The organism is Pseudomonas sp. UBA2684, assembly GCA_002354655.1.
In the GTDB taxonomy this organism is placed as follows: domain Bacteria; phylum Pseudomonadota; class Gammaproteobacteria; order Pseudomonadales; family Pseudomonadaceae; genus Aquipseudomonas.
The window spans coordinates 1-15,121 of record DELY01000029.1 but is presented as its reverse complement, the minus strand read 5'-3'; the positions used below and the strand labels follow the sequence as shown (position 1 = coordinate 15,121).

The window sequence follows — 15,121 nt, the reverse complement described above, 5'->3', positions numbered from 1 at the left end:
CCGCGAAGCCGAGAGCAAGCCGATGTTTACGCAACACACGGTAAAGCAGGCTGAGCAGACGGTGCTGGAACAGATCGAGAAACTCTGCGGGCGCATGATCTTTCAGCCGGGCACGTTGCTGTAACCACTCCTGGTAGGCATAAGGCAATGGCCCGTCTGGGCCGCCGAGGCCAAATACCGGCGTGGTGAGTACGGGTTGGTGACCCTGTTCTTCCCGCAAACTCGCTACCTGGCTGGCCGCAAACAAGGGCGTCAATGGCCCGCGCAGGCGAACGGCTTCGGCGTGTGGCGAGGTTCCACAGCCAAGCGAAACGGCTTGCGGGTGTTCCCGTTCGAGCAGCAATAGCGCCTGCAACAACTCGAAAGCCTGCGGCTCACGCCGCAAACGTTCGCTTAGAGTGAGAGAGGCATGCCGGCCTGTGGTTGCCACGTCTTGATCTCCTTGTCGGCTTGAATCAGTACCATGCTTACGAAGCGGTTGGCGTTTGCATAGAGCGAGAAAAACTGCGCCAGCACACCGGAAAACAACACCGCGCTGGAGCCAACGAAATGCTGCGAGTCCAGACGAATATGCACTTCCAAGCCATTGCGCCAACCGCGCCAGGCATCTTCGCCAACCTGGGCAACGACGCGCGTACAGTCGAGACCGATGAGTCCCTCTACTTGCCGGTGTGCACTGGCTTCCTCGCGCAGGTTGTGCAGATTGAGCATTTCCTTGAGGGCTTGCAGCGCTTGAGGGCCTTCCACCAAGGAAAGGTGGTTGAGTGTCAGCTGCGAGACCAACCGCCAGCGCGACTCACCGTCCAATTTGGGCAGGCTTTGCGGTGTGGGTGGGTTGCGTAACTGCGCGCGGGCTACCGGGCCCGGCCGCTCGAAGGCCAGGCGAGTCCCGGCGCTGAGCGACTCCGCGAGGTGTCGGTTGGTACAGAGTAACTCTGCGGTCAGGCTGTACTCGGGGGCTTCCAGGAGCGGATCGAACTGAGTGTCGACCAGGCTCAACAGCAGGTCGCTGCCCAAGCGATTGGGCGAGAGCCCGACGACGCGCCGAGCGTGCCAGTAGAGGCGACTTTCACCCAACACATGCTGATAACCGTAATACGCCGGCACGCGCTGTACGCCGCGGGTCGAGCTTGCACGCATGCCACGGATGCTGTGCACCTCGACACTGTTTTCTCGATGACTATCGGCAATGAGACGGTATTCGCTGTGCGTACCATCCGGGCGCAACGGCTCCGAGGTACGTGGGAACAGATTGATGACCGGTGCGCAGCCCAGCGCAATATCCGTGGCTTGCAAATGGATGCGCGCAGGGGGCGCGCGGTCAAAAACGATATAAAGGTACATGTCCTCGGTGGCTGTTGTCGGAGCCTGCAAGGGGATATCGAAGAACGCGAACTTGTCCGGAAAGGCAAAGTACTCGGCGAGCAGTCGCAGGCCAGGGTGCAGCCCGTTCTCGTCCGGCAGCATGGCGTCCCGGCTGGCGAACCCGACGGTTTCCGGCAGGCCGGGCAGCTGCTGCGGTTGGCTGCCGGGTGGGCCACAGAGCACCTGCGTTGAGTGAGCGCACAGCAGATCGTAAAGACTGGCATTGGTGACCGGCGAGGCGGCCAAGTGCACCCGCAGGCAATCAATGGGTAATTCATGCCACTGCGTTTCACCCAGGCAACGCAGGTTCAGGCGTAATGCTGATCGGGCCATCGGCACGCCGGTCAATGCCTGCGCTTCGTCACCGTCGAGCATGACCGCCTCGGTGATCGCCAACGGCCAAAGCGTGACGTCGGCGGTGCTGCGAAAGTGAATGGTGTCACCACTGGCCGTGGTGACGAAGAGTGGGGTGTCGCGCGGCAGTTGATAACCCTCGGCGAGGTTACCCTTGGTTGGGTCCGGCTCGAACTGGACAATCGCGCAGGAGGGCAAGGGCCGCAGGGCTAGCGGATACAGCTGTTCCAGCAAGGCGTCGCTGAACTCGGCGTAGTCGTCGTCGAGTCGTCGTTGCAAGCGCGCCGCGAGCAGGGAAAACCCTTCCAGCAGCCTCTCGACATGAGGGTCAGGGCATTCCCCCGGCGAAAGCTCCAGGCGCCGTGCCACTTTCGGGTAGCGCTCGGCAAAACTGGCGCCGGCATGCCGCAACCAGGTCAGTTCGCGCTGGTAGTAATCGAGTAACTCTTGATCAATCGAGTCGCTCATGGCTTACCTCGATAGCGCCACCGGCATCCTCGATCACGAACAGGGCCGGCCAGTGCTGCCGACCGTTGCGCAACACACCGCTCAAGCGAATGCTCAGACGCTGTTGTTGACCTGCTATCGGCAGCACTTCGACCTCACTCAGTTGCAACCGCGGCTCGAAATACTGAATCGCAGTACGGATTTCCCGCGCCAGTTGTCTGCGGTCGTCAAGGCGTTGCCCCTGCAGAGCCGTCCAGTCGGCAATGCCGTAATCGATAATGCTCAGCTGCGATGTGTGCGGGCGTGCTGCCCGCCGAGTATTGAGTAGACGCAGTAACTCTACCCGCACAGAGTTGGCGAGCGCGGCCCGGTCGAAATCCATCGTTGGGGTGCTGTCATCCGAAGAGGCCAAACGCTCGAATAACGGGGGATGCATTCCTGTGCCGGGTGCGCGCATGCCGAGTACGACCGGTTACTTGACGAGCTTGTTGGCAGCCAAATCCCAAGTCGAGGCTGCCGTGCCTTCCTTGGTGCCGTCGTCTTTCTGCGCCGTTAGCTCCCATTTGATCTTGGTGAAGTTCAGTGACAGGGTTTCAACCGGCTTACCGCCGGCACCACCACTGACGCTGACATTGGAAAACACCACGTTGTTCAGGGTGTAGACGATAAACGGCATTATCTTGCCGTCGCCCTCGGCGGCGTTGCGTCCGACGGTGATCTTGGCCTCCGCAATTGCTTTACCTGAGCAGCAGTACTCGTTGAGCGTTGGCGTTGAGGTGTCGATGAACTTGGTAACGGTGAATTCGCCGATGTGGGGTTTGCCGGACGTGCGCTCCGAGTTGCTGACATCGTTGGTGACTTGCATAGCCACGTTGTGGCTGTAGGACATCAATTCAATTTTGTCGGTAAAGCCTTCGAGCAGACTGTCGCCTTTGATGTCGTCGCCGAGGTCGAGAATGATCGCATCCATCGCGTGAAGCTCCTGGAGTTAGGCATGTAGCGGGAAGGAAGAAGGTTCCCGCTGGGCAAGCCAGCGGGAGTTAAGGCTACGCGGCCACGGGTGGCGGCAAGGTGGCGACCAGCCGAATCGAGGCGGTCAATTCCTCCAGTTGGAAATGCGGGCGGAGAAACACCGTGGCACGGTAGGCGCCAGGTTTGCCTGCGACTTCCGACACATCCACCCGTGCTTCGCGCAGCGGATACTGCGCCTTGATTTCCTGTGGGGCGTTGTCGTTGATCAGCACGTAATCGGCGATCCAGTTATTCAGGTAGGTCTGCACGTTATCGCGGGTCATGAAGCTACCAACCTTGTCGCGCATGATTACCTTGAGGTAGTGAGCAAAGCGCGAGGCGGCCAGCACGTAAGGCAACATCGCTGAAATACGCGCGTTGGCATTTGCCTCGTTGGTGTTGTAGAGCTTGGCCTTGTTGGCGGTTTGGCCACCGAAGAACACCGCAACGTCGGTATTTTTCTTGTGGCACAGGGCGATGAATCCGAGATCGTTGAGTTCTTTCTCACGGCGGTCGGTGATTGCCACTTCAGTCGGGCACTTCAGCGAAATATCGCCTGAACTGGTGCGAAAGGTATGCGCCGGCAGTCCCTCGACGGCACCGCCACCTTCTGCGCCACGAATCGCGGCACACCAGCCATAGCGCGCGAATGCCTCGGTGATGCGTTGAGTCAGCGCCCAGGCCGCATTGCCCCAGAGGTATTTGCTGTGATCGGTGCCGTTCACATCCTCGACGTAGTTGATGCCTTCCACCGGACTGGTATCGGGGCCATAGGGCAGGCGCAGGAGAAAGTGCGGGAGGACCAGGGAGACATAGCGTGAATCTTCGCTTTCGCGGAAGGAACGCCATTTGATCAGTTCCTGACTCTCGAACACCTTCGACAGATCACGCGGAACGGCCAGTTCGGTGAAGCTGTTCATGTCGAACAAGCGTGGGCTGGCGGCGGCGATGAAAGGGGCATGCGCGGCGGCGGCGACGTTGGACAGTTTTTCCAGCAGCCCCACATCCTGGGGGTGGCGGCTGAATGTGTAATCGCCGACCAACAGGCTGAAGGGATGCCCGCCAAAGGTGCCGTACTCTTCTTCGTAAATCTTCTTGAAGAGTGCGCTCTGGTCGAATTCGACGGCTTTTTCCAGGTCGGTCTGCAGCTCTTTCTGGGTGACGTTGAGCAACCGCAGTTTCAGCCGTGTGCTGGTTTCGGTGTTTTGCACCAACATGTGCAGGCCGCGCCAGGACGCTTCCAGCTTTTGCAGATCGGGATGGTGAAGTATCTGGTTGAGTTGATCGCTGATCAGTACGTCGATCTGACTGATACGGTCGTTGATCATTGCCACGGTGTCTTTGTCGACAGCCATGCCTTCGTCGAGAACCTGGGTGGCGAACTCTGCGAGCATGTCGCGGGCATAATCCTGCTGGCTGTCATCGTGGGCCATGCGGCCTTCGGCGATGATGCGGTCAAGTAGCGACAGGGTCTGGGTGGTGCTTTCGCTGGCTTGACTCTCACTGGTGGATGACTTGGGCACGGCGAATCCTCCTTGGAAAAGGGTGGCTATCAGGCTTGCGGTTCTGCTGGCGGCTCGCTGTCGGCGGTGCCCTCGGCGTTGCCCTGAGTGGCCGTTTCAGCCGTTAGCGGCTCGGTGTCTGGGCGCGCCGACTTGATTTCTTGCAAGCCTTCGGTGTTGGCCACCACATCTTGCAGAAGCTTATCCAGGTCATCGTTGCCATCGAGCTTGGTCAGCAGGTCGCGTAGCCGCTGGCGGGCCTCGAACAGGCGGCGCAGGGGCGTGACCTGGGTGACGATGCTGACCGGATCGAAGTCGTCGATATGATTGAAGTGCAGCTCGACGTTCAGCTTGCTGTCGTCACCGCTGATGGTGTTGTCGACCTGAAGTGCTGCTCGGGGGGCGATAGAGGCAAGGACATTGTTGAAGTTGTCACGATCTATTTCGATGAAGCGCCGTTCGGCCACTTTGGGCAGTGGGCTATCTGGTTTACCCGAAAGATCGGCCAGGATGCCGACAACCAGCGGCAGCTCCTTTTTTTCGATGGCATCGCCGATTTCGACGTCGTAGGTAATCTGGACGCGGGGTGGGCGAATTCTGTCTAGTTTGTGCTGCGTACTCTCAGCCATGTTGGTCGACTCCGATGCACTGATTCGAGTGCAATGCATCGGTTTCCCTGTCATCGCACTCCCTTGCTGGATCACAAAATTGACGGCGTGGGAAACACACGGCTCTGTCGCAGGCGATCCTTCTGGTTCATCTCGCCGATGTGGTTCCGGCCTGACGAACTACCCAAGACGCTAGAACAGGTCTATAAAAATGCAAACCGAATTTTCTGGACTCTCATGAAGCAGGGACGATTAGTTTTTCTTGGACGCGTGTTCGCTGTGCTCATTGTTTTGACGTTGAGTGCCTGCTCGTGGCGCGAGCCTAAAGTCGAGTTGGATAGCCTGACGCTCGATGTAGCGCCTCGTGCAAATAACGACACACCCATCGCGGTGGATTTCATTGCGGTGAAGGACGCAGAGCTGCTCAAGCTGCTTTCCGGCATACCGGCCAAACAATGGTTTGCCGAGCGTGAGCAATACCAGCGCGATTACCGCGCGCTGGTGTCTGTATGGAGCCTCGAGTTGGTGCCGGGCCAGTTTATGGAGTCGACGGGCTTCCCACTTGGCGGCGAGGCTGCCGCTGGACTTTTGGTCTTCGCCGGCTATAACACACCCGGGGCTCACAGGCTGCGCTTGGATGAACAGCGCAAGGTCTGGTTGAAATTCGAAAGCAGGGATATGCGCTTGTTGGGCGACGACCAACGCTGACAGCAAGTGCGGGGCTATTGCCAATAGCCATACCCGAAAGACAACAACGGACGTCGAAGGGGAGTTGTATGAGTGTTCTACCTGACGCGGTTTGCTGGCATGAGGGCATGCAGTTGCTGCCCCAGCATTTTCAGTTGCAAGGACTCCGCGCCGAGGCCCTGACCGCCCACCTTGCCCACGCCGGCAACCCCTGGTTCTGGGGCGTTGCCAACCTGGATCTGGACCCTGTAGCGCTTTGTGCTGGTGTGGTGCGCATGCTTGCCATCCAGGCGATTCTGCCCGACGGCTTACCGGCAATGCTGACGCCAGGCGTGGATGCACCGCTTGAGCTGGATATCACCGAAGCCGTCAGCGGCTCTAGCAATTCCATGGTCACGGTATTTCTCGCGATCAACCCCCTGTGGCGTGCCGGGCAGTTGTTGCCGCTGAAGGGGCGAATGCAGTCCGTGGTTGGTGCTGCGCTACCTGATTTGGCCAGTGGCGAGAACCCAGAGCCCATCGTCGTTTGGCGACCGCACCTGCGTTTGATTACCGAGGCGCATAAAGCCGATGCCGTATGCATTCCGGTGCTCAAAATCGGTAAAGAGGGTGGTGGTTACATTCAGTTGCCATATGTGGCTCCGACGCCGCGGGTTCTGCCCGAATCGGTGCTGGGGCGCAAAGTGCTGGCGCTGTGCACACGCGCTCGTGAGAAATGCGTGTTCCTCGCCGGACGTTTGCGGCATGCGCAGCAAGCCGGTAACGACGACGATATCGACGAGATTCGCCGTCAGCTAGGGGCTTTGTGGCTACGTTTGCCCGAAATAGAGGCTGCCCTGAACAGCCGCATAGCCTCGCCTTCTGCACTCTACGGGTTACTCACCGGGATGGCCGGGGCGTGGTGTGTGTTAGATCCCGTGGCTGGTGTGCCCGCCTTTCCAGCCTTGGACTTTCTCGACCTGCAAAAAGGTTACGACGACGTGTTGGACTGGCTCGGTGCGACCCTCGAGTTGATCCGCGCGGGTTACCGCAGCGTGCCGTTCGAACAGGCGAGTTCGGGCTTTGCCATTCAGTTGCCGGATAGCGCGCAACGGCGCCAGCGCCTGGTGATCGGTTTGCGCATGCCCGCCGGCAGCCATGAGCAGGCAGCCTCGGAGTGGCTGGCGCGCGCCATCATTGCGTCCGAGCCGCACATTGCCACGTTGGCCCGACAACGCATGAGCGGGTTGCTCCATCAGGCAATGAGCCGTCAAGAACAGGTGGCCTACAGCGTTGGCGATGATACGCGGATCTTTATCGTGCAGGCCTCTGGGGAGTGGTTCGACCCCGCTCAGGCATTGCACATCGTGTCACCCAGCCACGCCCAGGGCAGCAGTCCCTGGCAAGTGGTTCTGTTTATCACCAACGCGAGTGAAGCTGCATAGATCAGTAAGGGATGCCGTATGCCTGAAGGGAGTATTGGTCTGCGCTTACAGGGGTTGCATGAGTCACCACTGAGTACGGCTTTCCGACAGGCCTGGCAGGACTGGTTGAGTGCTTGGGCTGAGTTGGAAAAGACTGACGACAGCGATGCGCAACTGGTGCCTCGGACCACCGAGGTGGCGACGCACATCACGCGTCGGCTATGGCGTAGCGCCTTTGCCAGCGTGGGTGAGTCGTCGAGTCAGCAGGTAAAGGCGATGGTTTATGCCTTTGTTGCTCTGCTCGATGAAACCTTGCTGTTCACCCCGTGGGCGGGGCAGGGCGCTTGGCAAGATAAACCATTGGAGTCGCGCCTGTACGGCAGTCGCAATGCCGGCGAGCGCTTGCCGGTCGCGATCAAGAAACTGGTGGATGAGCGTGCTCCCGCCAGTCGAGACCTGGCGAATGTCTACCTGCAATGTCTGATCCTCGGTTTTCATGGCCGCTTGCGTGGGCAGCGCGGGCAGGCAATCCATGAAAAGTGGCGGCATGCGTTGTTCGCCTTGGCCTGGCAGCGCGATCCGTCTTATGACGATGTTGGCGCAACGCTGGAATTACCGACAACGGCAGCGCCGCAACGTCTGCCGACACGCCGCTCGCTTCCCGATGGCTTTCGTCTGGGTTTGGCGATCATGCTGGGCGTGCTGCTGCTGTCGGCCATCGGTCATATGTTCTGGCGCGATATCGTTCAGGAACTGGAACCTGTGCTCCACCTCGCCGCACCCGTGCAGCTGGAGCAGGGCTCGTGAGCGTGCCTGAGATAGCGCTGATGCTGTTGGGCATCATGGTTTTTCTCGTGGTGCTGGTGCTGCTGGTCTGGTGGTTGCGTACGCAGTCAGGCTCGGCAATTCGCAGCTTTTATTCGACCTTGCGGCAGCTTGAACATGATTTGGCGGTGCATGACCGCTATGAGATGCCCTGGCTGTTGATGCTCGGCAACGAGAAGCAGGGCGCGCAGCTTTGCGCGAGCTGGCAGCTGAGCGCGATGGCTCAGCCCGCCTGGTTTGGCCGCTGGTGGGCGGATCCGGATGGTGCTGTATTGGTTGTGCCGGAAGCCCTGTTTATGCCAGAGGAGAGCTTGACCGCTCAGCTTGGCGCCTGGTGGCGGCTGCTGGGGTTGCTTTTGCGTCTACGTTCCAGGCGTCCGTTGGATGGTGTGATCTGGAGCGTTCCGGCTGCTCGCTTGTGGGATGCCGAGCAGGCCTTGGTGCATGGACTCGCGGCGCGCCGTAAATTTATCGACCTGTTGCAACGGTTGGGCCTGAGTTTGCCGGTTTATGTCGTGATAACCGGCATGGAGGAAATTCCCGGTTTTCAAGAGTTGGTGGGCGCTCTACCTGAAGATGCCCGCGAGCGTGCAATCGGTTGGACCTCACCCTACGCGCCGGAGGCCGTTTGGCAATCGCAGTGGAGTGATATCGCGCTTGCGCAAGTAACCCGCTCTCTGTCCGAGGCGGTTATCCAGTTGGGCACCTTATCCGGCCAACTGAGCGATGACCTGTATCGATTACCACAGCAATTCGAAGCCCTGCATGGCAACCTGCAAGGTTTACTGGAGCCGGTGTTTCAGGGCAATGCACTGGGTGAGGCGCCGCGCTTTCGCGGTTTATATTTCACCGCCAGCCAAACCCTGGTCGATGAAGACGCCGATTGGGCCGCCGCACGTGGCGAGCCCCCTGCACGTCAAAGCCTGTTTTCTCGCCAGCTTTGGCATAAGCGCATTATCGCTGAGCACGGATTGGCTCAGGCGGTTCCGCGCATTTTGCGCCTGCGTAAGCGCTGGCAGCAGATTGTAGGTGTCAGTGCGCTGGCCTTTGCGGTCGTTTGGCTGGCTTGTATGGCTTGGGTCTGGCGCGATGCTGTGGCCGACGCCGATAGGCTTTCCAGCGTATTGCAGCATGCTCAAAGCCGCTACGTGACGGTTAACGATGAAACGCGCCGCAAAGAGTTGACCAAGCAGAATGTGCAGACCTTCTGGACGGTGCTGGAGCAGGCTCCGCGTTGGCACTTCGCCTCGCTGGCATTTCCAACCTCCTGGTTTTCAGCATTGGATGGCCAACTCGATGAGCTCTTGCGGCGCACCGCACTGAGTCAGTTGTTCCAGCCACTACATGACGTGTTGGCGGCTGATTTCAATGCGCTGACGGACATCCAGCCCATCGGGCGCCGCTCCAGCCAGGAGGGTGATGATCCCGAACTCTGGCAGAACTACGTCAAAGCCAAATCGCTTGCCAGTGGCGTGGTGCGCGTCGAACAGCAGAACCAATGGTTTGCCCAGGCTCTTAATAATCCCCAAGGTCCACTCGATGATTTGGTGCAGATGAGCAACAGCACCTTTGCCATCAACCTGAATGTTGGAACCTTGCGGCATGCGGCATTCTATAACCACGTACTGCGTACGGCGCCGCCGCCTTCGCTGCAACCGCTGGACTTACAGGAGTATCGCGAGCAGATCGCCGAACAGTTCCAGCGTCTGATGCAACTGTGGTTGGTTCAATACTCCCTGGCCGATAACTTTGTTCGTCCGGCGGGTTATCTGAAAGCCCATACGGAAAAACTACAGGCGGGCTATGGCAACTCGTTGAGAGAGCTGGAGGAGGTGAGTGGCCTGATCGATAACCTGCAAGACGTGATTGCCCTGACCAACTCCGCGTGGAGCCGCAGCAACGGTCGTGACTTGGTGCCGGGGTATCGCAACCTGCTTGATAGTGTTGGAAAAAGCATGCTGCTAGGACCGTCGGTTGAGCAGGCAATCGACAGCCAGGCTGCACGTTTGCAGAAGAGCTTCCGCGACCAATGGATTGCCCAAGCGGGGTCTCGCGACAACCTCCTGGTGCAACAAGGCGGTGGTTCTCTAGAGCTTCAGGAGCACCTGATCGGTTTGGATAAAGCCATCGACAGCTTGTTAAAGCATGATTTTGTGGCGATCGCGTTGAGGCGCGGGGAGGGCGCCACCAGCGATGACCGCACCCAATCGGTCGACAGTGATGGTCTGAATGTCGCGCTGAATTACTACGACAGCTATAAGAACTATGCCAGCCGGGAACTGCCACAAATCCCGCCGCCATACCGCTCCGCGTTGCTTGGTGCCGCAGAAAATGCGGCCGCTACGGCAATGTGGTACAGCCTCGAGACAAGAGCCAACCTGCCACGTTTGAGCGCTGAGCAAACCTTTAATGTGCCCGCCGACCAAGCCTTGTTGTTGCAGAAAGCCTTTATCGAACTCAAACGTCCGGACCTCGCTTCGACCTTGCAAAGTACTTTGAATCGACGCGCCATGGCAGACGTGCTTCGCGCATTGAATGAGGTCGAGGCGTTGCCCATTTTCCGCCAGCGGTTCGACATCAGCGTCTGGGACGGTTCGAAAAACATGGGCTTGCAGCTATTTCGCTCAACCGATACACAAGACCTCAAGAAGAGCCTGTCGCAGCAGTTCGCGATCATGCAGAACACGACCGAAGCCCATGTGCCGGCAATGGAGTGGCTGAAGGTCCAGCAACAAAATCTCGCCGCTGCCGACTATGACAAAGTGGCCCGGCTGAGCGCCTTGTATGAGGAAATGCTCAAGTACAAAGCTCAGAACCCAGCCAGCTCACCGGCGTTGTTCGAGCAGTTGGTCAGTCGTGACTTTGTCGACATGGACGCCAGTTCCTGCGCCACGATCCTGCAGTCGGTCAATATGCTGCAAGGCCTCGATGACCTCTCGCGAACCGCCCGCGCGCTATGGGATCAAGCCCAACACCGCTGTAATGTTCTTCAGCAGCAACTTGCGGCAACCGCCTGGAACCATCTGGCCGACTATTTCAACCAGTACTTGGCTGGGCGGTTCCCTTTTTCCTACGACATACAGGCTGCGGATGCCGATCCAGAGCGGGTTCGCTACATGGTGCAGTTGATTGATGGCAACCTGACCCAAGCACAAGCAGGGCTCGCACTCAGCCAGTCGCTGGATAAACTCGCAGCCCAGGATTTCCTCACTCGCCTGATGCAAGCCCGTACCTGGCTTGGACCACTGTTTGTGCGGGATAAAGATGGCGTAATGGGCCTCGACATGGACATCCGCTGGCGTACCGATCGGGAGGACGAGCAGGGTGCCGACCAGGTAATCGCCTGGAGCCTGCACGCCGGTAATCAGTCAATTATTTATCCAACAAATGACCCGCAACGCCTGCATTGGACCATCGGCAAACCCATCAAACTGATGTTGCGCTGGGCGAAAAATGGTTCGCAGCGCCCGGCGAGCGATCCCCTGCAGCCAAGCTTGGCCGTGGCTGATCTCGAGGCTGGCTGGGAATACACAGGCCCCTGGGCACTCCTCAGGTTGATGCGCGCGCATGTTTCCGTACAGCGCCAACCGAATATCGATTACACCCAGTTCCCCCTGACCTTGCAGTTACCGGTCTACGCACCCTATACGCCAGATAGCCGGGCTCAGATGTTCATGCGACTGTCGTTGCTGTCACAAGGCGGCAAGTTGCCCCTGTCGATACAGCCGTTACCGGTTCGGGCGCCGCAATCGCCCTATGCCGTAGCAGACCTACCGGTGTCGCTGGTCAGTTCACAGGAGGCGCCATGACACTCCCCATGCAACCTGACTCGGATGTGGTGGCCGAGCTATTAGCGCCGATTTCGGCTACGTCACCTTGCGGGCAAAGCCTGCGTTACGACGCCGACTTCGATCGGCTGCGTGAGTTGCGGCGAGAGGACGATGCCACTCTGCCTACCGGGGTATGGAAGGCAGAGGTCAAGCGAGGCGACTGGTCGGCACTGGAAAAGCTTGCCAGCGATATTCTGCGGAGTCGCAGCAAGGATTTGATGGTCGCGGCCTGGCTGGGAGAAGCCTGGTTACAGCGCAACGCGCTGGAAGGGTTGTCTCAGGCCCTGTCGTTGATCGTTGGCTTGTGTGAGCGTTATCCGGAGGAACTTCATCCGCTAGCCGAGGAGGGCGACCAATCCTGGCGGGTGACCCCACTGGATTGGCTGGCCAGGCGCTACGCGGAGGTTCTGCATACGCGTATACCGCTATTTGCGGCATCCAGCGGCGAATTCAGTACGTTTACCCTCTATGAGTGGCAACAGTTGCAGGCTCGCCAAGTCGCTGCAGCCGACAGCAAGGCAGCAAAAGCAGCTGCCGAGGCCGCTCGTCTGACGCAACAAAAACTGAATGAATTGATTCGCGATACCCCGATTACTTTTTGGCTGCGCTGTAAAACTCACCTGGAGTCGGGCGGCCAGAATCTCGCGCGCTTGGAACAATGGAGCGACGCATGCCTGGCTGATCTCGCACCCACTTACAGTCCGCTACGCGACGTCATGCTTTCCATGACTGCGCTCCTGCAGGAGTTCATTGCCATGCACCCACAGCGCCCGATGCCGATGGAAACAATGCTCGCCGCGCCAGCACACGCTGACGATGCCGCTGAGGAGGACGCCACGGTGAAGATGAACGCAGATGCCCAAAGCCTGAGTTTGAACAGCCGCGAGGACGCTTATCGTCAACTGGTATTGATAGCCGATTATCTGGCGAAAACCGAACCACACAGCCCGGTTCCTTACCTGATCAAACGCGCAGTGGAATGGGGCAACAAACCGTTGAATGAACTGCTTACGGAGCTGATCAGCGCAGACTCTGAGGCGCGCCGTGTTTGGTCGCTGCTAGGGGTTTTGAAATAGCGGTCTGCTGTACAGGATTTGGTCTCGCAAGGAAAAACGCCAGGAACTCAGTTGAGCGCGTTCTCAGGGCAAGACAGGTTTTCTTCGTTCATGTGCTTTCTGGCAAGCCACCCAGGCCACCCTTGGTGATACATTGTAATTCGCATAATGTATATTATGTTAAACGAATGCCGTTTCAATAGTGTTGCATTCTAGGCTCTCGGTTATCCAATTCATCGCCCTGCTTCTAAACCTAAAGCTTTTCAAAGCTTGCTCTTCGTTTTTGGCCGAGCACGCCCTGCGTGCTCACTTGTCGCTGAGCGCACCTACAACTATCGGGCGTTCGCCAGGAGTATGTCGATAGGTTGCGCATCTCAGATACGCAACCTATCGGCAGATCACATCGAGATCACTCAGGCTTCTTGAACAGCGCGAACAGAGAGTGCTTCGCCCTCCTCCTGATGCAGAGCCCGCACCAGGCTGTAGCACATCACCAGCAGGACTACAGAGAATGGCAGCGCTGCGGCAATAGTGGCCGCTTGTAGGCTTTTCAGGCCACCGGCGAGCAGCAGTACGCCAGCCAACGCGCCCAAACCCAGGCCCCAGATGATGCGGAAACGCTGCGGCGGGTTCTGATCGCCCATGGACAGGATGGTGCAGATCACCAGGGTTGCCGAGTCCGCCGAGGTGACGAACCAGCTGACGATCATCAGGGTCGCTAGACTGGCCATGGCCATGGTTGCCCAGGACACATTAAGGCCTTCGATGGTCTTGTACAGCACCATGGTCACGTCAGTGTTGGCCACTGCGTTCAGGTCGATGGCACCGGATAACTGCAGGTGCATACCGGTACCACCCATGATCACGATCCACAGAAAGGCCCCCAGCGTTGAGGCGAGCATGCCGCCCAGCACCACTTGACGCACGGTGCGGCCACGCGAGATACGCGCGATGAACATGCCGACAAACGGGCCCCAGGACAACCACCAGCCCCAATAGAAGATGGTCCACCAGCCCTGCCACTGCCGCTCGGGATTGGAGTCGGTCCACATGCCCATGGGGATGAAATTGGCCAGGTAATCGCCCAGGCTGGTCGCGTAGAGACCGAGGAGAAACACGGTCGGCCCAGCTAGCAGGAGAAACAGAAAGAGGATGCTGCTCAGGCGGATATTCCACTCGCTGAGCCAGAGAATGCCCTTGCGCACCCCGGAGACCGCCGAAAGGGTTGCGACCACTGCGGTTGCAGAGATCAGGATCAACTGGTTAGTGGTGGATATCTCGAGGCCAAACATGTAGTTCAGCCCGGCATTCATTTGCGCGACGCCCAGCCCCAGGGTGGTCGCGGTGCCGAACAGCGTGCTGAAGATCGCCAGCAGGTCGACCGCATGGCCGATCGGGCCGTAGATGCGCTCACCGATCAGTGGATACAGCGCCGAGCGGACGGTCAGCGGCAGGCCGCGCCTGTAGGTGAAGTAGGCGAGGATCAGGCCGACGATGATGTAGATGCACCAGCCGTGCAGCCCCCAGTGAAACAGGGTCACGCGCAGGGCAATCTGCGCTGCTTCCGGGGTGTTGGCGGCGACGCCGGCCATCTCCATGAAGGGGTTGCCCTGCATGTGCATCAGCGGCTCGGCAATACTCCAGAACAGCAGCCCGGTGCCAACCGCGGCGCTGAACAGCATGGCGAACCAGGAAAAATTGCTGAACTCCGGGCGCTCATCGTCGCGCCCCAGGCGCAAATTGCCAAAACGACTCAGGCCGACCCAAAAGGTGAAGAACAACACGGTGCTGACTACAGCAACGTAGTACCAGCCCAGGGAGCTCTCGATCCATTGCTTGATGCCGGTGTAAAGGTCATTGGCTAGCTCACCGTAGATCACCGTGAACAGCACGAAGACCAGCACCATCGCCAGGGATGAGATGGCCATCGTTGGGTTTACGCCTGCGAATAGGCGATGGGAGCCTTGCATAGGACATTCGCTCACGAGCGCCCTCCTCCTTATTTTTGTATGGTGCGGATTCCACGCCATTCGG

12 protein-coding genes are annotated in these 15,121 nt (G+C 58.9%); 5 read left to right on the top strand and 7 right to left on the bottom strand.

What is annotated here, in order from left to right; translation table 11 throughout:
* The 6 genes from B3M58_RS09795 to tssB form a co-directional block, all read right to left on the bottom strand.
* Window positions 1–430 (bottom strand): type VI secretion system baseplate subunit TssG (locus tag B3M58_RS09795; protein ID WP_296218682.1); only part of this gene is annotated, 430 nt, incomplete at its 3' end.
* Window positions 394–2,187 (bottom strand): type VI secretion system baseplate subunit TssF, encoded by a 1,794-nt coding sequence (tssF, locus tag B3M58_RS09790; RefSeq protein ID WP_296218680.1) that lies wholly within the window; start codon window positions 2,185–2,187, stop codon window positions 394–396. The genes B3M58_RS09795 and tssF, both read right to left, overlap by 37 nt.
* The gene (gene tssE / locus B3M58_RS09785; protein WP_414704072.1) at window positions 2,171–2,623 is read right to left on the bottom strand and encodes a type VI secretion system baseplate subunit TssE; all 453 of its coding nucleotides are present in this window, start codon (window positions 2,621–2,623) and stop codon (window positions 2,171–2,173) included. Before tssE ends, tssF begins: the two co-directional genes overlap by 17 nt.
* Window positions 2,624–2,638: 15 nt before the next feature.
* Complete coding sequence (locus B3M58_RS09780) at window positions 2,639–3,136, bottom strand: Hcp family type VI secretion system effector (protein WP_296218676.1); 498 nt, start codon at window positions 3,134–3,136, stop codon at window positions 2,639–2,641.
* Window positions 3,137–3,212: 76 nt separating this feature from the next.
* Complete coding sequence (tssC, locus tag B3M58_RS09775; RefSeq protein WP_296218674.1) at window positions 3,213–4,700, bottom strand: type VI secretion system contractile sheath large subunit; 1,488 nt, start codon at window positions 4,698–4,700, stop codon at window positions 3,213–3,215.
* A 29-nt stretch (window positions 4,701–4,729) separates the two neighbouring features.
* Entirely contained in the window at window positions 4,730–5,308 is a 579-nt protein-coding gene (gene tssB / locus B3M58_RS09770) for a type VI secretion system contractile sheath small subunit (RefSeq protein ID WP_296218672.1), read from the bottom strand.
* A 216-nt stretch (window positions 5,309–5,524) separates the two neighbouring features.
* Here tssB and B3M58_RS09765 point away from each other — a divergent pair, with 216 nt between their 5' ends.
* The 5 genes from B3M58_RS09765 (at window position 5,525) to tssA (ending at window position 13,108) form a co-directional block, all read left to right on the top strand.
* Entirely contained in the window at window positions 5,525–5,995 is a 471-nt protein-coding gene (locus B3M58_RS09765; protein ID WP_296218793.1) for a type VI secretion protein, read from the top strand.
* Between the two features lie 68 nt (window positions 5,996–6,063).
* Complete coding sequence (tssK, locus tag B3M58_RS09760) at window positions 6,064–7,398, top strand: type VI secretion system baseplate subunit TssK (RefSeq protein ID WP_296218669.1); 1,335 nt, start codon at window positions 6,064–6,066, stop codon at window positions 7,396–7,398.
* 18 nt (window positions 7,399–7,416) lie between these two features.
* The gene (locus B3M58_RS09755; RefSeq protein WP_296218667.1) at window positions 7,417–8,184 is read left to right on the top strand and encodes a DotU family type IV/VI secretion system protein; all 768 of its coding nucleotides are present in this window, start codon (window positions 7,417–7,419) and stop codon (window positions 8,182–8,184) included.
* Window positions 8,181–12,011 carry a type VI secretion system protein gene (locus B3M58_RS09750; protein WP_414704071.1) on the top strand — a complete coding sequence of 1,277 codons (3,831 nt, stop codon included), beginning with the start codon at window positions 8,181–8,183 and terminating at the stop codon, window positions 12,009–12,011. Before B3M58_RS09755 ends, B3M58_RS09750 begins: the two co-directional genes overlap by 4 nt.
* Entirely contained in the window at window positions 12,008–13,108 is a 1,101-nt protein-coding gene (gene tssA, locus B3M58_RS09745) for a type VI secretion system protein TssA (RefSeq protein ID WP_296218666.1), read from the top strand. Before B3M58_RS09750 ends, tssA begins: the two co-directional genes overlap by 4 nt.
* Before the next feature lie 392 nt (window positions 13,109–13,500).
* Here the strand turns inward: tssA and B3M58_RS09740 are convergent, their stop codons facing one another.
* The gene (locus tag B3M58_RS09740; RefSeq protein ID WP_296218664.1) at window positions 13,501–15,015 is read right to left on the bottom strand and encodes a BCCT family transporter; all 1,515 of its coding nucleotides are present in this window, start codon (window positions 15,013–15,015) and stop codon (window positions 13,501–13,503) included.
* Window positions 15,016–15,121: the final 106 nt, after the last annotated feature.

Excerpts from the sequence above, each read along its gene's own strand:
- tssF (WP_296218680.1), bottom strand. The coding sequence starts at position 2,187 with ATGAGCGACTCGATTGATCAAGAGTTACTCGATTACTACCAGCGCGAA.
- tssE (WP_414704072.1), bottom strand. The coding sequence starts at position 2,623 with ATGCGCGCACCCGGCACAGGAATGCATCCCCCGTTATTCGAGCGTTTG.
- B3M58_RS09780 (WP_296218676.1), bottom strand. The coding sequence starts at position 3,136 with ATGGATGCGATCATTCTCGACCTCGGCGACGACATCAAAGGCGACAGT.
- tssB (WP_296218672.1), bottom strand. The coding sequence starts at position 5,308 with ATGGCTGAGAGTACGCAGCACAAACTAGACAGAATTCGCCCACCCCGC.
- B3M58_RS09765 (WP_296218793.1), top strand. The coding sequence starts at position 5,525 with ATGAAGCAGGGACGATTAGTTTTTCTTGGACGCGTGTTCGCTGTGCTC.
- tssK (WP_296218669.1), top strand. The coding sequence starts at position 6,064 with ATGAGTGTTCTACCTGACGCGGTTTGCTGGCATGAGGGCATGCAGTTG.
- B3M58_RS09755 (WP_296218667.1), top strand. The coding sequence starts at position 7,417 with ATGCCTGAAGGGAGTATTGGTCTGCGCTTACAGGGGTTGCATGAGTCA.
- tssA (WP_296218666.1), top strand. The coding sequence starts at position 12,008 with ATGACACTCCCCATGCAACCTGACTCGGATGTGGTGGCCGAGCTATTA.
- B3M58_RS09740 (WP_296218664.1), bottom strand. The coding sequence starts at position 15,015 with ATGGCCATCTCATCCCTGGCGATGGTGCTGGTCTTCGTGCTGTTCACG.